General features: G+C 75.4%; 17 protein-coding genes and 1 pseudogene. 7 read left to right on the forward strand and 11 right to left on the reverse strand.

Going from position 1 to position 20,874, the window contains the following annotated elements; all coding sequences use genetic code 11:
* The first annotated feature begins 4 nt into the window (after window positions 1-4).
* Genes AC1RSJ_RS02865 through AC1RSJ_RS02875 form a run of 3 tightly spaced genes read left to right on the forward strand, consistent with a single transcriptional unit; the run spans window position 5 to window position 2,855 of the window.
* A complete protein-coding gene (locus tag AC1RSJ_RS02865; RefSeq protein ID WP_493116818.1) occupies window positions 5-643 on the forward strand; it encodes a LysE family translocator in 639 nt (212 codons plus the stop codon).
* Window positions 640-2,034 (forward strand): FAD-binding oxidoreductase, encoded by a 1,395-nt coding sequence (locus AC1RSJ_RS02870; RefSeq protein WP_493116819.1) that lies wholly within the window; start codon window positions 640-642, stop codon window positions 2,032-2,034. The genes AC1RSJ_RS02865 and AC1RSJ_RS02870 overlap by 4 nt, the downstream gene beginning before the upstream one ends.
* Window positions 2,031-2,855: an alpha/beta fold hydrolase gene (locus AC1RSJ_RS02875; RefSeq protein WP_493116820.1), complete on the forward strand. Its 825-nt coding sequence runs from the start codon at window positions 2,031-2,033 to the stop codon at window positions 2,853-2,855. The genes AC1RSJ_RS02870 and AC1RSJ_RS02875 overlap by 4 nt, the downstream gene beginning before the upstream one ends.
* A 297-nt stretch (window positions 2,856-3,152) precedes the next feature.
* On the opposite strand, the gene AC1RSJ_RS02880 is transcribed toward AC1RSJ_RS02875, so the two are convergent.
* Window positions 3,153-4,082: a helix-turn-helix domain-containing protein gene (locus tag AC1RSJ_RS02880; protein WP_493116821.1), complete on the reverse strand. Its 930-nt coding sequence runs from the start codon at window positions 4,080-4,082 to the stop codon at window positions 3,153-3,155.
* Between the two features lie 87 nt (window positions 4,083-4,169).
* On the opposite strand from AC1RSJ_RS02880, the gene AC1RSJ_RS02885 reads away from it, so the two are divergent.
* Entirely contained in the window at window positions 4,170-5,513 is a 1,344-nt protein-coding gene (locus AC1RSJ_RS02885) for an alpha-L-fucosidase (RefSeq protein WP_493116822.1), read from the forward strand.
* Between the two features lie 200 nt (window positions 5,514-5,713).
* Here the strand turns inward: AC1RSJ_RS02885 and AC1RSJ_RS02890 are convergent, their stop codons facing one another.
* Complete coding sequence (locus tag AC1RSJ_RS02890) at window positions 5,714-6,805, reverse strand: glycoside hydrolase family 172 protein (protein WP_493116823.1); 1,092 nt, start codon at window positions 6,803-6,805, stop codon at window positions 5,714-5,716.
* 47 nt (window positions 6,806-6,852) lie between these two features.
* Between AC1RSJ_RS02890 and AC1RSJ_RS02895 the strand changes: the two genes are divergently transcribed.
* The gene (locus AC1RSJ_RS02895) at window positions 6,853-8,241 is read left to right on the forward strand and encodes a glycoside hydrolase family 32 protein (RefSeq protein ID WP_493116824.1); all 1,389 of its coding nucleotides are present in this window, start codon (window positions 6,853-6,855) and stop codon (window positions 8,239-8,241) included.
* 116 nt (window positions 8,242-8,357) lie between these two features.
* On the opposite strand, the gene AC1RSJ_RS02900 is transcribed toward AC1RSJ_RS02895, so the two are convergent.
* Window positions 8,358-9,470, reverse strand: coding sequence for a DNA glycosylase AlkZ-like family protein (locus AC1RSJ_RS02900; RefSeq protein WP_493116825.1), 1,113 nt, complete (start codon window positions 9,468-9,470; stop codon window positions 8,358-8,360).
* Window positions 9,471-9,594: 124 nt separating this feature from the next.
* On the opposite strand from AC1RSJ_RS02900, the gene AC1RSJ_RS02905 reads away from it, so the two are divergent.
* Window positions 9,595-10,323 carry a hypothetical protein gene (locus AC1RSJ_RS02905; RefSeq protein ID WP_493116826.1) on the forward strand — a complete coding sequence of 243 codons (729 nt, stop codon included), beginning with the start codon at window positions 9,595-9,597 and terminating at the stop codon, window positions 10,321-10,323.
* 77 nt (window positions 10,324-10,400) lie between these two features.
* Here AC1RSJ_RS02905 and AC1RSJ_RS02910 read toward each other — a convergent pair whose 3' ends face one another.
* The 7 genes from AC1RSJ_RS02910 to AC1RSJ_RS02940 form a co-directional block, all read right to left on the reverse strand.
* On the reverse strand, window positions 10,401-10,706 hold the full coding sequence (locus AC1RSJ_RS02910) for a DUF1905 domain-containing protein (RefSeq protein ID WP_493116827.1): 306 nt from the start codon (window positions 10,704-10,706) through the stop codon (window positions 10,401-10,403).
* The gene (locus AC1RSJ_RS02915) at window positions 10,703-11,500 is read right to left on the reverse strand and encodes a DNA-formamidopyrimidine glycosylase family protein (protein ID WP_493116828.1); all 798 of its coding nucleotides are present in this window, start codon (window positions 11,498-11,500) and stop codon (window positions 10,703-10,705) included. Before AC1RSJ_RS02915 ends, AC1RSJ_RS02910 begins: the two co-directional genes overlap by 4 nt.
* A gap of 4 nt (window positions 11,501-11,504) precedes the next feature.
* On the reverse strand, window positions 11,505-16,199 hold the full coding sequence (locus tag AC1RSJ_RS02920) for an ATP-dependent helicase (protein ID WP_493116829.1): 4,695 nt from the start codon (window positions 16,197-16,199) through the stop codon (window positions 11,505-11,507).
* Between the two features lie 93 nt (window positions 16,200-16,292).
* Window positions 16,293-16,931: an alpha/beta hydrolase gene (locus tag AC1RSJ_RS02925; RefSeq protein ID WP_493116830.1), complete on the reverse strand. Its 639-nt coding sequence runs from the start codon at window positions 16,929-16,931 to the stop codon at window positions 16,293-16,295.
* A 62-nt stretch (window positions 16,932-16,993) separates the two neighbouring features.
* On the reverse strand, window positions 16,994-17,746 hold the full coding sequence (locus AC1RSJ_RS02930) for an SDR family oxidoreductase (RefSeq protein ID WP_493116843.1): 753 nt from the start codon (window positions 17,744-17,746) through the stop codon (window positions 16,994-16,996).
* A 56-nt stretch (window positions 17,747-17,802) separates the two neighbouring features.
* Window positions 17,803-18,618, reverse strand: a complete 816-nt coding sequence (kduI, locus tag AC1RSJ_RS02935; RefSeq protein WP_493116831.1) for a 5-dehydro-4-deoxy-D-glucuronate isomerase — start codon at window positions 18,616-18,618, stop codon at window positions 17,803-17,805.
* Window positions 18,615-19,751 carry an enolase C-terminal domain-like protein gene (locus tag AC1RSJ_RS02940; RefSeq protein ID WP_493116832.1) on the reverse strand — a complete coding sequence of 379 codons (1,137 nt, stop codon included), beginning with the start codon at window positions 19,749-19,751 and terminating at the stop codon, window positions 18,615-18,617. Before AC1RSJ_RS02940 ends, kduI begins: the two co-directional genes overlap by 4 nt.
* 149 nt (window positions 19,752-19,900) lie before the next feature.
* On the opposite strand from AC1RSJ_RS02940, the gene AC1RSJ_RS02945 reads away from it, so the two are divergent.
* A complete protein-coding gene (locus AC1RSJ_RS02945) occupies window positions 19,901-20,482 on the forward strand; it encodes an NUDIX hydrolase family protein (protein ID WP_493116833.1) in 582 nt (193 codons plus the stop codon).
* A gap of 174 nt (window positions 20,483-20,656) precedes the next feature.
* Here AC1RSJ_RS02945 and AC1RSJ_RS02950 read toward each other — a convergent pair.
* Window positions 20,657-20,874: pseudogene (locus AC1RSJ_RS02950) on the reverse strand (DEAD/DEAH box helicase); the annotation flags it as partial.

Genomic DNA, 20,874 nt, shown 5'->3' on the forward strand with positions numbered 1-20,874 from the left:
GCCCATGCCCGCGCTCGATCACCTCGCCGCCTTCGCGCTCGCGGCCCTCATCCTCATCGCGATGCCGGGTCCCAGCGTGCTCTTCGTCATCGGGCGCTCGCTCGTGCACGGCCGCACCGGCGGGCTGCTCAGCGTCGTCGGCAACGCACTCGGCACGAGCGTGCTGGTCGTCGCGGTCGCCTTCGGCGTCGGCGCGGTCATCGCGGCCTCCGAGGTCGCGTTCTGGATCCTCAGGATCGGCGGCGCCGGGTACCTCGTCTACCTCGGCATCCAGGCGATCCGGCATCGCCGCGACGGGGCCGGGATGACGGAGGCAGACCTGCACCGCGCTCCGCCCTGGCGCCTCATCGCCCACGGCGTCGTCGTCGGCGTGACCAACCCGAAGTCGATCGTCTTCCTGCTCGCCGTGCTGCCGCAGTTCGTCGACGTCGGCCGCGGCTCGGTGCCGACGCAGATGCTCGTGTTCGGCGCGGTGCTGGCCGCGACCGGCCTGGTCTGCGACAGCGTCTGGGCGCTGGTCGCCGGCGCCGCGCGCGGCTGGTTCGCCCGCTCGCCGCGGCGGCTCGCGACGATGCGCGGCGCCGGCGGCGTGATGATGATCGGGCTCGGCGGCGTGCTGCTCGGGTCCGGGGCGCGCGAGTGACCGCAGCCGCGACGGCCGAGCTCGCCGCCGAGCTCGCCGCGCTGATCCCGGGCGCCGAGGTGCTCGTCGACGAGGCCGGCCTCGACCGCTACAGCCACGACGACGCGGAGTGGGCCCCGTACGTCCGCCCGCTCGCGGTCGTGCTCGCGACGACCACCGCCGAGGTCGCGGAGGCCGTGCGGTTCGCCGCCGAGCACGCGCTGCGCGTCGTGCCGCGCGGTGCCGGCACCGGGCTCTCGGGCGGCGCGAATGCGGTCGACGACTCGATCGTCGTCTCGCTCGAGCGGATGGACCGCGTGGTCGAGATCGACGCGGAGGAGCGGTTCGCCGTCGTCGAGGCGGGCGTCGTCAACGACGCGCTGCGGGCGGCGGTCGCGGAGCACGGGCTCTGGTACCCGCCGGATCCGGCCAGCTCGTCGTGGTCGACCATCGGGGGCAACGTCGCCACGAACGCCGGCGGCCTGTGCTGCGTGAAGTACGGCGTCACCCGCGACTACGTGATCGGCCTCACAGCGGTGCTCGCGGACGGCGCGATCGTGCACCTCGGCCGCCGCACCGCGAAGGGCGTCACCGGGTACGACCTCGTCGGCCTGCTCGTCGGCTCGGAGGGCACCCTCGGCATCGTGACCGAGGTCACCGTGTCGCTGCTGCCGCTCGCCGGCCGCGAGGAGCGGGCCGTCGTCGGCGCGTTCGCGGCGCTGCCGGCGGCGGGCGTCGCCGTCGCCGCCATCGCCGCGGCCGGCATCCTGCCCGCGGCGCTCGAGCTCGTCGACCGCACCTGCCTCCGCGCGGTGCGCGACTGGCAGGGCCTCGACGTGCCCGCCGACGCGGAGGCGCTGCTGCTGTGCCGCATCGACGAGCCCGGCGCGGTCGGTGCGGCGCTGGCGGCGCGGGTGGAGGCGATCATGGCGGAGGCCGGCGCCGCCGACGTGCGCCGCGCGTCCGACGCGGAGGAGTCGGCGCGGCTGTTCCTCGCCCGGCGGCTCGCCTACCCGGCGCTCGAGCGCCTCGGGCCCGTGCTCACCGAGGACGTCTGCGTGCCGCGGCGCGCGGTGCCCGAGATGCTCGCCCGCATCCAGCGCACGGCCGAGGAGCACGACGTGACGATCGCGAACATCGCCCACGCCGGCGACGGCAACCTGCATCCGCTGATCATCGCGCCGGAGGGCGACGACGCCGCGCGGGAGCGGGCGAAGCGCGCGTTCGACCGGATCGTGGCCGACTGCCTCGACCTCGGCGGCACGGTCACCGGGGAGCACGGCGTCGGCCTGCTCAAGCTCGCGGGCGCCGCGGCCGAGCTGCCGCCGCGCGTGCAGCGGATGCACCGGGCGATCAAGGACGCGCTCGATCCGGACGGCGTGCTCAACCCCGGCAAGGCGTTCCCGGGATGAGGTCGCTGACGACGGCGGACGGCCTCCGCCTCGACTACGACGACACCGGTGCGCCGGACGGCCGGCCGGTGCTGCTCCTCGCCGGGTTCACGGCGGCGCGCACCGGCTGGCTGTACCAGCGGCCGGCGCTCGAGCGCGCCGGGTACCGCGTGATCGCCGCGGACCTCCGCGGCCACGGCACCTCCGACCGGCCGCCGGTCGAGGCGAGCTCGATGGCGCACCGCGCGTCCGACGTCGACGCGCTGCTGCGCGAGCTCGACCTGCGCGACGTCGCCGTGGTCGCCCAGTCGATGGGCGGCAACACGGTCTGGGCGCATCTCGCGCGGTCGGGGTCCGAGCGGCTCGCCGGCGCCGTGATCGTCGACCAGACGCCGCGCATGCGGAACGCGCCCGACTGGCCGTTCGGCTTCTACGGCTACGACGACGCGAACGCGGACGCGTTCTTCGCCGAGGGCGTGCCCCCGACCGGCCACGGCACCCCGCTCTGGCGCCGCGGTCTCCGGCTGCCGCGGCTGATCCGGGCGCTGAGCGGGGAGCGCGGCAGCGAGAGGGCACTGAGCCCGGCCGAGCTCGCGGTGCTGCACGACCATGCCGTCGCGGACTGGCGACCGGTGATCGCGGCGACGCGGATCCCCGTGCTGTTCGTCGCCGGCGCCGACAGCGAGTTCTGGCCGGCCGGGCATGCGGCGGCCGCGGCGGCGCTGAGCCCGACGGCGAGCTCGGCCGTGATCCGGCACGACGGGCACGCGGCCAACGTCGAGCAGCCTCGGCGGTTCAACGCGCTCCTGCTCGAGTTCCTGGCGGGGCTGCCCGCGCGCTGAGCGGGGGCCGTCGCGTCCGGGCCGGTGCCGGGTCCGTCCGAAGTACCGGACGCCGCGACCCCGTCGCCCTCCCACCTGAGCGTCCGCCCGCGGGCAGGTGTGAGGGTCGTGGGCAGGAGCGCAACCTCATCGACCCTCGGATCTCCGCGGCGTACGGTCGCCGCATGGCCGATGGGGGACAGCGCGACGAGGCGCCGATCTGCCCGCGCTGCGGCGTCGACATGACGGCGCGGGTGCGGGTCTGGGTGTGCGAGGACTGCGAGATCTCGGAGCTGATCCCCTAGCGCGCCCGGTCGATCAGCGCCGCGGTTCCGCGTCCGACGCCGCCGCCTCCGGCACCGGCGGGGCCGCCGCCTCCGGCACGGGCGGGGCCACTCCGTCCGTCCTCGGCATCGCGGCGAGCGAGCCGAGCAGTCCGAGCGCGAGCGCCGATGGCGACCCGGGCTCGGGGTGGTAGATCACGAGCAGCTGGCCGTCGGCGTCCGCCAGCGGCAGCTTCTCGCGCCGCAGCTCGAGCTCGCCGACCTGCGGATGCCGCAGCCGCGCCAGGCCGCCGCCGAGCGCGCGGACGTCGTGCCGCGCCCACAGCGTGCGGAACAGCTCGCTGCGCACGGAGAGCTCGCCGACGAGGCGCTCGGTCTCCTCGTCCGGATCCGCGCCGATCGACGCGCGGAACGAGGCGACGAGCGCGGCGGCCGCGGCCTCCCGGTCCGCGCCCCAGAGTTCGCCGGCGGCGGGGTCGAGGAAGAGCGACCGCATCCGGTTGCCGCCGGCCCGCAGTGAGGCGTCGACCGCGGTGGCGAGCGGATTGGCCGCGAGCACGTCGAACCGCCGCGACTCGACGAAGGCGGGCAGCGTCAGCGAGGCGAGCAGCTGGAGGATGCCGGCGGGCACGACCTCGCGGCGGGGCAAGCGCGATGCCCGCCGTGCGGTCGGAGCGCCCGACGGCAGCCCGAGCAGGTAGTCGCGGGCCGGGCCGTCGAGCCCGAGCACCCGGGCCAGCGCGTCGAGCACCTGCGCGGACGGGTTGCGGTCGCGGCCCTGCTCGAGCCGCAGGTAGTAGTCGGCGCTGATGCCCGCGAGCGTCGCGACCTCCTCGCGGCGGAGGCCCGGGGTGCGCCGGACGCCGGTGGTCCGGATTCCGGCCGACGCCGGGTCGACGAGCTCGCGGCGGGCGCGGAGGTACTCGCCGAGCGGGCCGGGGCCGGCGGGCGAGGATCGGGGCACGCGGCAACGATAGGCGGGCCGGCGCCGCGCATCCTGGTCCCGTCGCACCCAGGGTGCGCCGTCGGCGCTCGTGCCTAGGCTGGACGGGTGGACCTCGACGCCCTCCTCGCCGTCCGACCGCACCCCCGCCAGATCGCGTGGCAGCGCCGCGAGCTGTACGGCTTCGCGCACTTCGGCATGAACACGATGACCGACGTCGAGTGGGGCGCCGGCCACGAGGATCCCGCCCTGTTCGACCCCGGCCGCCTCGACGCGGACCACTGGATGCGCGCGCTCGCCGCCGGCGGGCTCACCGGCGTCATCCTCACGGCGAAGCACCACGACGGCTTCTGCCTCTGGCCGACCGCGACCACCCGCCACTCGGTCGCGTCGTCGCCGTGGCGGGGCGGCGCGGGCGACGTCGTGCGGGAGGTGGCGGACGCCGCCCGACGGCACGGACTGGCGTTCGGGGTGTACCTGTCGCCGTGGGATCGCACGGACGCGTCGTACGGGTCCGGCGCCGGCTACGACGACCTCTACGTCGCGCAGCTCACCGAGCTGCTCACCGGGTACGGTCCGCTGTTCTCCGTGTGGATGGACGGCGCGAACGGCGAGGGGCCCAGCGGGCGCCGCCAGGAGTACGACTGGGACCGCTACGTGGCGACCATCCGGGAGCTGCAGCCGGAGGCCGCGATCAGCATCTGCGGTCCGGACGTGCGCTGGGTCGGCAACGAGGCCGGCGCGACGCGGGCGGACGAGTGGAGCGTGGTGCCTCGTGAGCTGCAGCGGGCCGAGCGCACGGCCGCGCTGTCGCAGCAGTCCGACGACCCGGCGTTCGCACGGCGGGTGACGAGCGACCTCGACGACCTCGGCAGCCGCGCTGCGGTCGCGGGCCGCGAGCACGACCTGGTCTGGTACCCGGCCGAGGTCGACACCTCGATCCGGCCGGGCTGGTTCCACCATCCGGCGGAGGACGGCGCCGTGCGGTCCGCCGACGAGCTTTTCGAGCTCTGGGTGAACAGCGTCGGCGGCAACTGCACGCTGCTGCTCAACGTGCCGCCGACGCGGGAGGGCGTGATCGCCGATGTCGACGTCGCGGCGCTGTCCGGGCTGGGGGAGCGGATCGCGGATTTCCGGGAGCGGGCGCTGGCGGTGCCGGGGGAGCGGATCGACGCGGACGGGGTGCCGACGCTGCGGTTCGAGCTCGGCGGTCCGACCCGGGTGGCGGCGGCGGTGATCCGGGAGGACATCGCGCGGGGCCAGCGCGTGGAGCGACTCGTCGTGCGCGGCCGGCTCGCGGGCGGCGGATGGACGACGCTGGGCGAGGCCGGGACGGTCGGCTACCAGCGCATCCTCCGCTTCGACCCGGCGGAGGTCGACGAGGTCGAGATCGCGTTACCGGAGGTGCGCGGCGACCCGGTGATCGAGCACGCCGCGCTCGTGCGGGCCTGAGCTCCGGGTCCCTGATCCGGTCGAAGGGCCGCTCGCGATCTCTGCCGCTCGCCCATCGACGATGGCTGAGTAGCGCGCTCTGCCGCGCGTATCGAAGCCGGATGTCTGCAGACGCGGGGCTTCGATACGCTCCTTCGTCGCTGCTCAGCCAGCGGGTCGCGCGAGCGGAGCCTCGAGCGGCTCAGCCATCCGGTTGCGCGCTACCGCGGACGGCGGCCCTCCCGGTCCGGCAGCGGCGGGAACGGGGTGGTCGGCCCGGCCTGGTACCAGTACGCGACCGTCGACACGTCGTCGCTCCGCTCGAACAGCCCGCGGTCCGGCGCGGCCCCGATCTGCTGCAGCGTGACCCGCAGCCGCTCGGTGAAGATCACCGGGTCGGGCAGGTGCCAGCGGTACATGCCGTGCGACTCCGGCTGGCCGTAGCGCTGCACCGGGTCGACCGGCGAGGCGTACGCATACCCGCAGTACGCCGCGCTGAACGTGACGGGCACGAGACCGCCGCCGTCCGTGCGCTCCTCGAGGAACGCCCACGCGCCGCCGACGTAGTCCTCGAGCCCGGTGCTCGTCTGCGTCGGGAGGTCGGTGTCGTCGTCGATGAAGAACTTCGTCTCGCCCTCGCCCCACCACTCCCGCTCGAGCGAGGTGAGCGCGATGTAGCTGCCGACGTAGTGGCCGGCGCCGACCGGGATGTCGACGAGCACGTGGTCTTCGCCGAGCGCGGTCGCGGCGTTCGAGCGGCGCCATTGCGCATGGAACAGCGCCACGTCGTCCGGCAGCTCGTCGCCGACCGTGAGGTCCACCTGGTAGTACACCTCGGGCAGGTCGGCCGGGTGCTCGCTGACCAGCTCGAGCCGCGCGCGCGAGCGGAACGGCATCGGGAACCAGGCGTTGAGCCCCCCGTTCGATCCGACCGAGATCGGCTCGCTCGTGATCGGCGTGCGCACGCCGAAGCCGTTGCAGAAGAAGTCGCCGAGCGGCACCTCGACGCTCGGCGTGGTCTGCTCGTCCCACGTGATGCGCAGCACGAGGTCGCGCAGCACGGCGGGGCCGGCCGCGGTGCGGTCCGGCACGGTGAACCAGAGGTGCCGGATGACCCCGGGGCCCTCGATGTCGGCGAGCAGCACGGTCGCGCCCGAGGGCGCCGGCACGAACGGACGGCCCTTGCGGCCCGGGCCGAGCGGCGAGGCGGCGGTGCCGGCGGAGCCCGGCGCACCCGTCGGGTTCTCGCCGTTGATGGAGCGGCTGCGGGCGGGTCCGGGGGCGCGGGTCAGCGCGGTCCAGTCGGCGGGCACGGGGATCTCCTCATCGAGACGGGCGGCGGTTCTGACACGCTATCCGGGTGACTTCGCGTGCGCACGACCACCTGTTCCCCCGCGTCCACCCCCGACCCGCCACCGGCTGGGTCAACGACCCGAACGGCCCCCTGCTCGCCGACGGCGTCTGGCACCTCTGGTACCAGTTCCGCCCGTCCACCGCCCCGATCGCCCCGGTCTCCTGGGGGCACCTGTCCAGCACCGACCTCGCCCACTGGACGCAGCACCGCGTCTCGATCACCCCGCTGCCCGGCTCCGTCGACGAGGACGGCGTCTGGTCGGGCAACACGGTCGCGCTCGAGGACGGGCGCATCGCGGCGTTCTACTCGGCGCACCAGCGCGAGGACCGGCACCAGCCGCCGGTGCGCGCCGACTCCTCGGACGGCGGCCGCTCGTTCGGCGACCCGCGGTCGATCGTCGCGGCGCCGGCCGCCGAGGAGCGCGTCGAGCAGCTCCGCGATCCGTTCGTCTGGCAGGAGCCGGACGGCAGCTGGCGGATGGCGCTCGGCCAGGGCGATGAGGACGGCCGCCCCGGCATCCGCCTCGCGGCCTCCGACGACCTCGAGTCGTGGACCACGCTCGGCCTCGTCGGCACCGCCGATCCTCGCACCGAGGTCGAGGGGCAGCTGCTCGGCTCGATGTGGGAGTGCCCGCAGGTGATCGACGTCGACGGCCGCCGCATCATCCTCTTCGCCGCGATGGGCGACGGGGTCGGCATGAACCCCGACCGCAGCGGCTTCGGCCCGGTGCTCGCCCTGGTCGGCGACCCGGCCGATCCCGCCGACGGCGGTCTCGGCGAGTACGCCGTGCACCGGCTCGACGCGGGCGATGCGTTCTACGCGCCGTCCGTGTACCGCGACGGGCCGGACGGCCCGCTCGTCTGGGGCTGGCTCGTCGAGAGCCGGCAGGACGAGTGGTGGCTCGAGGCCGACTGGGCCGGGATGCTGAGCCTCCCGCGCGTCTTCTCGCTCGCGCCGGACGGCCGTCCGCGGCTCGCCCCCGCGCCGCAGCTCGACGCGCTCCGGGTATCCGAGCTCGGCGTCGTCGACGGTGCCGTCAGCGTGCCGCAGGCCGTCGAGCTGGCGGTGCCGGTCGGGTCGGCGGCGGTCTCGGTGGTGCTGACCACGAGCGCCGGCGAGCGGCTCGAGATCTCGATCGACCCGGTCGCGGGCGAGTTGACCGTCGACCGCTCGGCGGCGAGCGCGGATGCCCGCGCAGCGGCGCATCCGGTCCGCCTCGCCGACGACGAGCTGGCGGGCGCCGAGGTGCGGGTGTTCCTCGACGGCTCGGCGCTCGAGGTGTTCACCGCCTCCGGTCGGTCCGCGAGCGCGCGCGTCTACCCGACGGCGCCGCCGCCGTGGGACGTGGTCGTGACGGGTGCGGAGGGCACCGCGCGCGCCTGGGAGCTCGGCTAGGGCCTTCCGCAACCCGCTGGCTGAGGAGGCCGTCGACGGGCGTCTCGAAGCCTCACGTGTGCGGACCTGAGGCTTCGAGACGGCGCTGGCGCGCCTCCTCAGCCAGCGGTGTTCCGCTACCCCAGATCGACCCGCACCCGCAGCCAGTCCGCCAGCGCGCGGATCTCCCGGCGGACCGCCGCGGCGGTCGCCGTGTCGAACGGCTCGTCCTCGTGCACGGCGTCGACTCGCAGCCGCCCCGCCTCCCGCTCGACCGTCGCGTCGAGCTTCCCGACGATGCGGTCGCCGTGCAGGATCGGCAGCGCGAAGTAGCCCCAGCGGCGCTTGGCCTTCGGCTTGTACATCTCGAGCGTGTACTCGGTCTCGAACAGCTCGAGCAGCCGGGTCCGGTCGAACACCAGCCGGTCGAGCGGGTTGAGCAGCGCGGTGCGTCCGCGGAACCCCGACAGCCGCTCCAGCGCGCCGGGATCCACCTGCCAGGCGCCGCGGACCCCCTCCACGCGCGCCGGGACGCCGAGCTCGATCCGCTGCGCCGGCTCGAACTCGGAGCCGACCAGCCGGGTGCGGGAGATGCCGCGCGCGGCGAGCAGACGGCGCATCCGCTCGGCTCGCGCCGTCTCGTCGTCGACCCCGGCCTGCCCGCGCGGATGCACGCGCTCGGCGAGGTCGTAGCGCCGCACGACGCCCTCGCGGTCGGCGACGGCGATCTCGCCGCGGCGCTCGAGCGAGTCGAGCATCCGCACGACGTTCTTGCCGTTCGTCCAGCCGGTCGAGCGCCACGGCCGGATGCTCGTGTCCTCGATCTCCGTCGCGGCCAGCGGGCCGTCGAGGCGAAGCCGCTCGAGCACGTCGTCGCGGAACGGCTCGTTGTCGTCGAGCCACTCGCGCCATCCGCCGTACGGCGGCCAGTCGCGGAGCAGCGGGCGGTAGAGCGGCAGCGCGTCGACGGGCCGGATCGCGAGGTCGAGCTCGAACAGGGAGCGCTCCACCTGGATCGCGCGCCAGAGGTCGTCGGGGTCGTAGCCCGCGCCGATCCGCGTGGACAGGAGGTGGTCGTGACCGGGTGCGATCGTCGGCGTCCAGTCCAGGTGCAGCACGCCGAGTGCGGCGACGGTCTCCTCGACGGAGGGGCCGGCCTCGATGGAGTCCGCGTCGAGCCGCTGCGCGAGCAGCGCGATGCGGCGCGCGTCCTGCCGCGACAGGACGAGCTCGTCGGCCGGCGTCGTCACGCGTCCAGTGTGCACGCCCCGTCCGACGTCCGCCCGACGTCCCGCCAGCTCGTCACCCGCCTCCCCTCGACGGAACTGGCGAGCACCCCAGGCGCTCGGCGGACTCGGGATCTAGGCTTCGCGCATGGCCGACGACGATCTCGACCCGCGTTTCGACCCCAAGTTCCAACGCGGCTTCGACCCGAGCACCGCGCCCGCGCGGCCCGCGGGCGACCGCAACCCGTACGCGCCCCGGCTCGCCCCGCAGCCGTCGGTGTCGGGAACGGATGCGTCGGCCCCGTCCGGCGGCACGGTCACCGCGAGCCGCGTCGACCCCGCCTCCTCGCCGTACGCGCCGCCCGGTTCGGCGTCGGCGGGACCCGCCGGCGGACGGCTCGCCTCGCCGGCGCCGGCCGCCTCCACCTCCGGCACCGCCCCCGCTGCGAGCGGTCGGCCGGCCGCGCCGTCGGCACCGGCCGCACCCGCTCCGGGCACCGGACCCGAGCCCGACCACGTCGACGTCGGCCGCGGCCCGCGCCCGGACCCCGCCACCTCCTGGACCACCGGCTCGGTCGGTTCGTGGGCGACCGTCGACCACGACGACGCCCCCGCCGAGCTCGGCCCGCGCGACATCCGCCGCAATCCGTTCCTCTGGGCGGTGCTGGCCCTCGGCATCCTCATGGTCATCGCCGGCGTCGCGGTCTACCGCAGCCTCGGCGACCTGCTCGACGACCAGGGCAACCTGACGAACGCCGCGAACTACCTGCAGCTGCAGTTCCAGATCACGGCCTCGCCGATCGCGATCGGCGTCGGCATCGCGGCGATCCTCGCCGTCGGCCTCGTGCACGCCGTCGAGTGGCAGCGCCGCCGCTGAGCATCGGACGGCGCTGAGCGCCCGGCGCCGCTGAGCCGCCGTCGTCGCTGAGGGCCCGCCACTGCCCCGACCCGGCGTCAGAAGTCGACCGTCTCCAGCTCGACGTGCACCGGTCCGCCGATCTCGAGTCCCTCGCGCCGGCGCACCTGCGCCTTGATCGGCAGCGAGTAGCGCCCGTCGCCGCCCGGGAAGACGGAGGTGCGCCAGCTCGTCCGGCCGACCGTGACCTCGACCCGCACGGCTCCGAAGCCCGCGCGCGGCATCGTCTCGGCGAGCTCCGCGATCTCCGCCGAGTCGTCCTCCGGCAGGCTCACGAACGTCCAGGTCTCCCGCGGCCGCGCGTCCCAGACCCAGAGCTCCGCGTCGAACTCGTGCGCGCTCATCCGGCGCCCTCCCACTCGGGCTGGCAGCTCGGGCACCACCACACGAACCGCTCCGTCAGCTCCGTCGCGCCGAGCTCGCCGGAGCGGATGCGCGTGCCGCACCGCCGGCACGGCTGCCCGCCGCGGCTGTAGACCCACGCCCGCTCGCCCGGGCGGTCGACGCCGGTCGTGACGCGCGCCCGCCGGTCGCGGTTCGTTCGGATGAGGCGCGACGCGAGATCGACGACCTTCGGCACGTCGCGCACCTCGCCGATCGGGCGGTGCGGATCGAGGCCGCGCAGGAAGCAGAGCTCGTTCGCGTAGACGTTCCCGAGCCCGGCCATGCTCCGCTGGTCGAGCAGCGCGACGAAGACCGGGCGCTCCGGGTCGGCGGTCAGCAGCTCGACGGCCGCCGCGGCGTCCCAGTCCGGGCCGAGCAGGTCTGGGCCGAGATGGCCGACGACCGTGTCCTCCTCGTCGCGCGGCACCAGCTCGACGATGCCGAGCGCGAAGCCGACGGACTGCACGCGCGGCGCGTCGAGCACGACACGGGCCTCGAAGGCCGGCCGTTTCCAGCGCCGGCCGTCGCGGTAGACGCGCCAGGTGCCCTCCATCTTGAGGTGGGTGTGCAGACTCCAGCCGCCGATCCGGTGCAGCAGATGCTTGCCGCGCGCCACCACCTCGTGCACCGTCTCGCCGGCGAGGTCGACGGTCGCGAGCTTCGGCACCCGGAAGTCGCTGCGCGCGAGCACCAGCCCGGCGAGCGCCTCGTGCTGGTCGCGGGCCGCGCGGAAGACGGTGTCCCCTTCCGGCATCCGATCAGCCCCGCAGCCGCAGGCCCTGCGGCGTGGCGGCGAACCCCGCGCGGGCGAGCGCGGCGCCGAACGGGGTGCCGACGGCGAACTCGCCGTCGACCTTCTCCACCCGCAGCAGGCCGCGCGTCGAGCGGATGGCGCCGGCGAGCGCGGCCGCGGCCGCATGCGTGCGCTCCTCCGCGCGGTCGGGATCGGGTGCGGACGACGGGTCGCCGATCGCGCCGAAGGTCAGCAGAGTCTTGCCGCCGCGCTCCGAGTACGCGGCGAGCCGGCCGTCGACGAGCACGACGAGGGCGCCGGCCTTGCGGCCCGGTCGATGGCCGCCGGCCCCGTCCGGCCAGCCGAGCGCGGCGCCGTACGGGTTCGCGGGGTCGGTCGCGGCGAGGGCGATCGCGACCGGCGCCGCGGCGTCGCCGTCGCTGCGGGCGTCGACGTCGCGGGCGAAGGTGCGCACCCGGTCGACGGTGGCGGGCGTGGCGAACTGGGCGGCGCCGAGGTGCTCGACGAAGTAGCCGCGGCGCACGCGGCCGGCCTCCTCGAGCTTCGCCAGCACGCGGTAGGCGGTGCCGAAGCCGCCGCGCACGCCCTCGGCGACGGCGGCACCGCGTGTGACGATGCCGTGCCGCTCGAGCAGCCCCTCGGAGGCGGCCGCGGCGCGCACCGTGTCGTCCGGCTCGATCGCGGGCAGCAGGCTCCAGCGACCCGAGACGGTGGGCGGCGCGGTCGCGGCGATGGCGGCCGTGGCATTCCGTGCCGCCGCGTACTTCGCCCGAGCGCCGCGGTAGCCGCGGGCGCGCGGCGCCGTGCGGGGCCGGGTCGTCGTCGCGCCGAGCCGTGCCCGCAGCGGCGCGACCGTGTCGTTGCCGACGATGCCGGCCCAGACGAGGTCCCAGAGCGCCGCCGCGAGATCCTTGTCGTCGGGCATCGCCCCGTCGACGGGTCCGACGGCCGTCGCGAGCTGGCGGAAGAACCAGGCGCCGCCCATCACGAGCACCTCCTGGATGCGGTCGTGCAGCGGCGTCCGGTCGAACGCGGCCGGCTCGCCGAGCGTGAGCGGGGCCGAGTCCGCGAGGTGGAGGCTCACCCAGCCGTCGCCGCCGGGCAGCTCGCCGGCGCCCGCCCAGATCACCTCGCCGGTCGTCGTGAGCTCGTCGAGCCACGCCGGGGAGTAGTCGCGCACCCGCGACGGCAGCACGAGCGACTCCCACGCGGAGGCCGGCAGGGCGACGCCGGCCAGCTGGTCGACCACCTGGACGACGCCGTCGAGCCCGCGCAGCGCCCCCGCCGTGCCGTCCGGGCGGCGCGCGGTCACGTGCTGCCAGTCGGGCAGGAAGCGGGCGAGCGCATCCTGCGGCACCGGCTCGACCTCCTGGCGGAGGGCGGCGAGGCTCCGGCTGCGGAGTCGGCGGAGCACCTCGGCGTCGACCCACTCCGTGCCGGATGCTCCCGGCCGGAACTCGCCCTCGACGACGCGGCGGTCGCCGGCCAGGCGGCGCAGCGCGTCCTGCACGACCGCGACGCCGAGCCCGAGCCGCGCGGCGGCCTCCGCGATCGTGAACGGGGCGTGCGTGCGGGCGTAGCGGCTCACCAGGTCGCCGACCGGGTCGGCAACCGGCTCGAGGAAGGCGCTCGGCACCCCGTGCGGGATCGGCGTGCCGAGGGCGTCGCGAAGCCGCGCCGCGTCATCGACCCCGGCCCAGCGCTCGACGCCGGCGATCGTCGCGGGGATGGCGCGATTGGCCCGGGCGAGCTCGCGCAGCGTCTCGGCGATCCTCGGCACGAGCTCGGGCTGCGCCCGCGCCGCGATCTCGTCCTCCGCCAGCGGCCCGAGCAGCCGGAGCAGGTCGACGACCCCCTCCGCGTCGCGGGCGTGCCGCTCGGGCACGAGCCGCTGCAGCTCCCGCTCGGTCTGGTCGATCACGGCCGGATCCAGCAGCTCGCGCAGCTCGGCGCGGCCGAGCAGCTCGGCGAGCATGCCGGGGTCGAGGCTCAGCGCCGCGGCCCGGCGCTCGGCCAGCGGCGAGTCGCCCTCGTACATGAACGCCGCGACGTAGCCGAACAGCAGCGTGCGCGCGAAGGGCGACGGCGTCTCGCTCTCGACCTCCGTCATCCGCACCCGGCGGGCGCCGATGTCGCTGATGAGCTCGAGCAGCGCGGGCAGGTCGTAGGCGTCCTGCAGCACCTCGCGCACCGTCTCGAGGATGATCGGGAAGCTCGGGTACTTGCGCGCCACCTCGAGCAGCTGCGCGCTGCGCTGCCGCTGCTGCCAGAGCGGGGAGCGGCGCCCGGGGTTCTGCCGCGGCAGCAGCAGGGCGCGCGCCGCGGACTCGCGGAAGCGGGACGCGAACAGCGCCGAGCCGCCGACCTCGTCGGTGATGAGCTGCTCGAGCTCGTCGCGCTCGAACACGAACAGGTCGGCGCCGGGCGGCTCGGCATCCGTGTCGGGCAGGCGCACGACGATGCCGTCGTCGCCGGCCATCGCCGAGCCGTCCACGCCGAGCCGCTCCCGGATGCGCGCGGTCACCGCGAGCGCCCACGGCGCGTGCACCGGCGTGCCGTACGGGGAGTGCAGCACGAGGCGCCAGTCGCCGAGCTCGTCGCGGAAGCGCTCGACGAGCAGGGTCCGGTCGGTGGGCACTGTGCCGGTCGCCTCCTGCTGCTCCCGGACGAACGCGCGGAGGTTGCCGACCGCCCACTCGTCGAGGCCGGCGGCGACGAGGCGCTCGCCCATCGCGTCCGCGGCCGGGCTGCCCCCGGGCGCCGCGGCGAGCTCCGCGGTGAAGGCGCCGACCGCGCGGCCGAGCTCGGCGGGGCGGCCGAGTCCGTCGCCCTTCCAGAACGGCACGCGGCCGGGCTGCCCGAACGCGGGCGTCACGAGCACGCGGTCGGAGGTGATCTCCTCGATCCGCCAGCTCGTCGCGCCGAGCGCGAAGACGTCGCCGACGCGGGACTCGTAGACCATCTCCTCGTCGAGCTCGCCGACGCGGCGCCCGCCGGACTCCTCGGAGCCGACGATGAACACGCCGAACAGCCCGCGGTCGGGGATGGTGCCGCCGCTCGTGACCGCGAGCCGCTGCGCGCCGGGGCGGCCGGCGATCGTGCCGGCGACGCGGTCCCAGACGATGCGCGGACGCAGCTCGGCGAACTCGTCGGACGGATACCGCCCGCTGAGCAGGTCGAGCACCGCCTCGAACGCCGAGCGCGGCAGGGCGGCGAACGGCGCGCTGCGGCGCACCGTCTCGAACCACTCCTCGACGTCGAGCTCGTCGAGCGCGACCGCGGCCACGGTCTGCTGCGCGAGGATGTCGAGCGGGTTCTGCGGCACGGCCATCGACTCGATGAGGCCCTCCCGCATCCGCTCGCTCGCGACCGTGATGTGGAGCAGGTCGGCCCGGTGCTTCGGGAACAGCACGCCCTTCGAGATCTCGCCGACCTGGTGGCCGGCGCGCCCGATCCGCTGCAGCCCGCTCGCCACGCTCGGCGGCGACTCGACCTGGATGACCAGGTCGACGGCGCCCATGTCGATGCCGAGCTCGAGCGAGCTGGTGGCCACGACGCAGCGCAGGCGGCCGGACTTGAGGTCGTCCTCGATGACCGCCCGCTGCTCCTTCGACACGGAGCCGTGGTGCGCGCGGGCGAGCACCGGCGCCTCGTCGGTCGCGGTGCGCTCCTTCTCCAGGGTCGCCACGCGGGTGATCCCGGAGCCGGCCACCGCCTCCGCCGGGAACGTCGCGGGCGCCTCGCCGGTGACCATCTCCTCGTACAGCTCGTTGAGCCGCCCCGTCAGCCGCTCGGCCAGTCGCCGCGAGTTCGCGAACACGATCGTCGACCGGTGCCGCAGCACCTCGTCGACGATCGCCGCGTCGACGTGCGGCCAGATCGAGCCGGCGCTCTGCAGCCCCGCCTCGTCGGCGCCGTCGTCGTCGAGCGACGGATCGGGCGACGCGTTCCGCACGCCGAGCTCGGTCATGTCCTCGACCGGCACGACGACGCGCAGCTCGAACGTCTTCTGGATGGGCGGCGCCACGATCTCGACGGGCGCGCGGCCGCCGAGGAAGCGGGCCACCTCCTCCCGCGGCCGCACGGTCGCCGACAGGCCGATCCGCTGGGCCGGCTTCTCGAGCATCGCGTCGAGGCGCTCGAGCGAGACGGCGAGGTGCGCGCCGCGCTTCGTCGCCGCGACCGCATGCACCTCGTCGACGATGACCGTCTCCACGCCGGCGAGGGTCTCGCGCGCGGCGCTCGTGAGCATGAGGAACAGCGACTCGGGCGTCGTGATGAGGATGTCGGGCGGATCCCGCAGCAGCGTCCGCCGGTCCGCCGCGGGCGTGTCGCCGGAGCGCACGCCGACCGAGATCGCCGGCACCTCGGCGCCGAGCCGTTTCGCCGTCTGGGTGATGCCGACGAGCGGCGAGCGGAGGTTGCGCTCCACGTCGACGCCGAGCGCCTTCAGCGGCGAGAGGTACAGCACGCGGGTGCGGTGCTTCGGATCGTCCGGACGCGGCGTCGTCGCCAGCCGGTCGAGCGACCAGAGGAAGGCCGAGAGCGTCTTGCCCGAGCCGGTCGGCGCGACGACGAGCGCGTTGCGGCCGGTCGAGATCGCGTCCCAGGCGCCGGACTGGGCGGGCGTGGGCGCGCGGAACGACCCCGTGAACCACTCGCGGGTCGCCGGGGAGAAGCGCTCGAGCACGTCGCCCATCCGCTCATCCTGCCCGGAGCGTCCGACACGCGCCGATCCGGGATCCTGATCCGGAGCCGGCGATCAGGTGCGGCGATGCGGGCCGGTGCGGGATCAGGGGCCGCCCGGCGTCAGACGGCCGGCGATGAACGAGGCGATGTCGCCGAGCTCGTCGGGGGAGACGCTGTGGCCCATGCCGCGGTAGACGCGCTCGGTGAGAGCGGTGTGCGTCGCGAACCAGGGGATGCTCCACTCGACCGACGCGGCCGGGATGACGTGGTCCGCGTCGCCGCGGCCCCAGAAGACCGGCGTCGGCAGCTCGCGCAGCCGTGCATCCCCCTCCGAGTCCTGGCGGGCGACGTAGCCGCTCAGCGCGACGAGGTAGTCGAATCGGCGCGGCGCGAGCCGGAGCGCCTGGGTGCCGACGATCGCGCCCTGGCTGAAGCCGAGCAGCCCGACCCCGGCGGAGGTGTCCTGCGTATCGAGCCACTCGAGCACGGCACCCGCTGCGGCGTCCGCCGCCGTCGCGGACACGTCGCCGGGCGTCCCGTCGGACGGGAACCAGGAGTGGCCCTGCCCCTCCGAGATCGGCGCCCGCAGCGACGCGATCGTGGCGCCGAGCGGCAGCCGCGGCGTCAGGCCGAACAGGTCGCCCTCGTGCGAGCCGCGGCCGTGGAGCAGCACGAGCAGCGGACGCCCGGCCCGCTCGGCGGTCGGCGTGCTCCAGAGGACGGCGGACGGGTCGACGCGCATGTCCCCACGCTACGCGGGCCCCCGATCCGAGCGCTGACGAGGATCCGGAGCGGGCCCGCCGCCTACCGCGCGAGCCAGCCGCCGTCGACCGGCAGCAGCACACCGTGCACGTAGTCCGCCGCCGGCGAGGCGAGGAACACGGCCGCGCCGCCGAGGTCCTCGGCTCGACCCCAGCGCCCGGCCGGGATGCGCTCGAGCAGCTGCCGCGAGCGGTCCGGGTCGGCGCGGAGGGCCTCCGTGTTGTCCGTCGCGATGTACCCGGGCACGATCGCGTTCACGTTGACCCCGCGCGGCGCCCACTCGTTCGCGAGAGCGCGGGTGAGCCCCGCGATGCCGGACTTCGCGGCCGCGTACCCCGGCACGTTCACGCCGCCCTGGAAGCTCAGCAGCGATGCCGTGAAGAGGATCTTCCCTGCGCCGCGCGCGAGCATCCGCTCGGCGATCGGCTGGGTGAGCGCGAACTGGTTGGCGAGGTCGACGGCGAGCACCTCGTCCCAGTCGGCGAGGGGATGCTCGACGGCCGGCGCGCGGCGGATGAGCCCCGCGTTGTTGACGAGCACGTCGACGGCGCGCTCCCGATCGCGCAGCTCGCGGCCGAGGGCGACGACGGCGTCGCGGTCGGCGAGGTCGAGCCGGATCGGCTCGAACGTGCGCCCGAGCGCCTCGACGTCGTGCTGCACCGCGCTGCCGCGCTCCTGCGAGCTGCTGATGCCGATGATGTCGGCCCCGGCCGCGGCGAGGGCTGTGGCGATCGCCCGCCCGATGCCCCGGCGCGCGCCGGTCACCGCGGCGAGCCGCCCGGTGAGGTCGAACAGGGGCGCCGCGGCCGACTGCACTGCGGCCGACTGCACCGCGCCTGACGGCGCGTCCGTCACCGCAGCTCCGCGGCGTCGACGGCGTCCATGTCGGCGTAGTCCTGGTTCTCGCCCGCCATCGCCCAGACGAACGAGTAGGCGCGCGTGCCGACGCCGAGGTGCACCGACCATCCGGGCGCGACGACCGCCTCGTCGTCCGCGACCACGATCGAGCGGGTGGCCGACGGCGGTCCGGCGAGGTGCAGCACCCGTCCGTCCGGCCCGAGCCCGGTGTAGAGGTACACCTCCGTGCGCCGCGCGTGGGTGTGCGCGGGCATCGTGTTCCACACGCTGCCGGGGGCGAGCGTCGTGATACCGAGCACGAGGTTCGCCGAGGCGACGCCGTCGGCGTGGATGTAGCGGCGGATCGTGCGCACGTTCGCCGACTCCGGCTCGCCGAGATCCGCGGAGAACACCTCGGACCGTCGGGCGAGCGCGGTCGGATGCGCGGCGTGCGCCGGCGCGGACACCAGGTACGCGCGCCCCGCCCCGCTCAGCGCGACGGAGGCCGCGCCGCGTCCGACGTAGAGCACGTCGAGCGCGGCGATCGCGTGGCGCTCGCCGTCGACCTCCGCGGTCAGCTCGCCGGCGAGGCAGACGATCGCGAGCTCGCGCCCGGCCAGCAGCGACGGCGCGTGCAGCTCCTCGGGCGCGGCGATCGCGATGGGACCGCCCTCGACGTCGACGCCGCCGAGCAGCATCCGGTCGTCGGCGGCCCAGGCCCAGGTGACCTCGCCCGGCGAGAACAGGCCGTCGGCCAGGAAGCGGTCGCGCAGCCCGTCGGTGCCGAGCGCCGCGAAGTCGTCGGGGTGGGTCGACGGCAGCGCTCTCACGAGCGGACCTCCAGCGGGCGGATGCGGTCGGCCGGCGGGAGCGCGAGGCCGAACCCCGGCCGGTCGGTCACCGTGATCGCACCGTCGCGGATGCGCACGAGCTCGGCGTCGACGCCGTCCGTGAGCCCGGGCACGCCCTCCACGACCGGCACGCCGCCGAGGCCGAGCGCGAGGTGCGCGGCGTAGAGCGTCTTGAGCGGGCGCCCCCAGGCGTGCGGCGACCCCTCGGCGCCCGCCTCGACCACGCGGGGCATGACGCGGCGCCAGGCGGTGATGCCGTACGACATGACGTCCATGAGCAGCACGTCGATGCCGCCCTCGGCCGCGATCGGCAGCAGCGTCTCGACCTCGGGCGAGGTCTCGCCCTCCGCGATCAGCGTCGCCGGGCTCAGCTCGTCGAGCCGGGCGCGGAGCGCGAGCAGGTCGGCGCGGTCGTCGAGGAACGGCTCCTCCACCCAGTACAGCCCCACGTCGGCGACGGCCTCGAGGTAGGCGAGGAACCCGGCGCGGTCGTAGCCGTCGTTCGCGTCGACGAGCAGCCGCGCATCCGGGTACGCCTCGCGGATGGCGCGCGTGACCTCGATGTCGCGGCGGTCGCCGGCCTCCCGGTCCATCCAGCGGTTGCCGCGGCCGATCTTCAGCTTGAAGCCGGTGAAGCCGAGGTCGGCGTCCTGGGCGCATTCCTCGAGCAGCCGCTCGATGCCGCGGGGGGCGTCCTCCGGGTCGAGGTCGTCGAAGTAGATCGCGCCGTCGTAGACGGGCACCGGGATTCCGTCGGCCCCGATCGGGCCGCCGCGCAGTCCGGCGCCGCCGAGCAGCGCGGCCACCGGGCGGTCCTCGACCACCCCGAGCAGGTCGTGCAGGGCGGCGTCGAAGGGCTGGTGGGCGTCGTCGCGGATGCCGTCCGGTCCGATCAGCTCGGAGAGCGGACGGCCGACGAGGGCGTCCGCTCCGCCGGTCGGACCCTCGGTGAGGGCCCAGCCGACCCGGCCGTCGTCGGTGCGGAGCACCGCGATCTGCGAATCGGGTCCGGGGCCGTGGCTGCCGAGGCGGGCGTTGCGCCCGACGGTCCTGGGGTAGCGCGTGACGAGCTCTCCGAGCTCCACGGCGGCGATGGCGGGGTCGGCGGACATGGCGCTCCTTCGCGACGGTTCCGGGTCGTCGTCAACGCTATCCGCCGGACGTCCCCTCCGACCCCGGATCTCCTGCGACCTCGGAGGATCGCCCGGGCGTATCCGCGCCGCTGTCCGCACTCGCGTCCGCGCATCCGTAGCATCGGAGCATGGCGAACGTGGGCACCCCCGACCCTCCCGGCTCCGGATCATCCGCTTCCGAGCCCGAGGACGCGAATTCGGCCTGGCTCTCCGACGCCGAGCTGGCGAACGTGCGCCGGCGCATCCCGCTGCTGTACGTGGAGGCCGTGCCGGTGCGCACGGACGGGATGGGCGTCGTCACGAGCGTGGGCGTGCTGCTGCGCGCGAACGCCGCCGGCGAGATCACGCGCACGCTCGTGAGCGGCCGCGTGATGTTCGGGGAGACGCTGCGCGACGCGCTGTTCCGCCATCTCGAGAAGGACCTCGGGCCGATGGCGTTCCCGCAGCTGCCGACGAGCCCGGTGCCGTTCTCGGTCGCGGAGTACTTCCCGATCCCGGGGCTCTCCGCCTACGTCGACGACCGTCAGCACGCCGTCGCACTCGCTTACGTGGTGCCGGTCACCGGCACGTGCGAGCCGCGCCAGGACGCGCTCGAGCTCACCTGGATGACGCCGGCCGAGGCCTCGTCCTCCGCGGTGCACGCCGAGATGGAGGGCGGACGCGGCACGCTGCTGCGCGCCGCGCTGGCCTCCGTCGGCGTGCTCGGCTAGTCCCGCTCGGGGCCGGCCGGCCGGCGCGCACCGCACCGGGTCCGGATCACCGATCCGTTCTGCAGGACAGATCTGTTCTGCAGGACCGGGTCGCCGGATCCCGCGTGAATCGGCGCGATTCGTCCTGCAGAACGGGGTCGACCGTCCTGGAGAACGGGGATCGATCGGGCCGGATCAGCCCTGGGCGCGACGGCCCGTGCGGCGGGCGCCGCCGTTCGACTGCGAGCCGGACGACGTCGAGTACATCGTGGTCGAGCCGCTGCGGGTCGAGCCCGAGCGCTGGCCGTCGCGCGAGCCGCCGGCGCGGCCGGTGCCCGATCCGCCGGAGCGCTGACCCTGACCGGAGCCGCCCTGACGGCGCCCGGCGCCGGCCTCGGCGCCCGCTGCGGCAC

Source organism: Schumannella sp. GW821-FHT10F01 (genome assembly GCF_058809295.1).

Bases quoted from the DNA above. Each gene is read 5' to 3' on its own strand.
- AC1RSJ_RS02875 (WP_493116820.1), top strand. From the start codon at position 2,031: ATGAGGTCGCTGACGACGGCGGACGGCCTCCGCCTCGACTACGACGAC.
- AC1RSJ_RS02865 (WP_493116818.1), top strand. From the start codon at position 5: ATGCCCGCGCTCGATCACCTCGCCGCCTTCGCGCTCGCGGCCCTCATC.
- AC1RSJ_RS02905 (WP_493116826.1), top strand. From the start codon at position 9,595: ATGGCCGACGACGATCTCGACCCGCGTTTCGACCCCAAGTTCCAACGC.
- AC1RSJ_RS02915 (WP_493116828.1), bottom strand. From the start codon at position 11,500: ATGCCGGAAGGGGACACCGTCTTCCGCGCGGCCCGCGACCAGCACGAG.
- AC1RSJ_RS02925 (WP_493116830.1), bottom strand. From the start codon at position 16,931: ATGCGCGTCGACCCGTCCGCCGTCCTCTGGAGCACGCCGACCGCCGAG.
- AC1RSJ_RS02910 (WP_493116827.1), bottom strand. From the start codon at position 10,706: ATGAGCGCGCACGAGTTCGACGCGGAGCTCTGGGTCTGGGACGCGCGG.
- AC1RSJ_RS02945 (WP_493116833.1), top strand. From the start codon at position 19,901: ATGGCGAACGTGGGCACCCCCGACCCTCCCGGCTCCGGATCATCCGCT.
- AC1RSJ_RS02920 (WP_493116829.1), bottom strand. From the start codon at position 16,199: ATGGGCGACGTGCTCGAGCGCTTCTCCCCGGCGACCCGCGAGTGGTTC.
- AC1RSJ_RS02940 (WP_493116832.1), bottom strand. From the start codon at position 19,751: ATGTCCGCCGACCCCGCCATCGCCGCCGTGGAGCTCGGAGAGCTCGTC.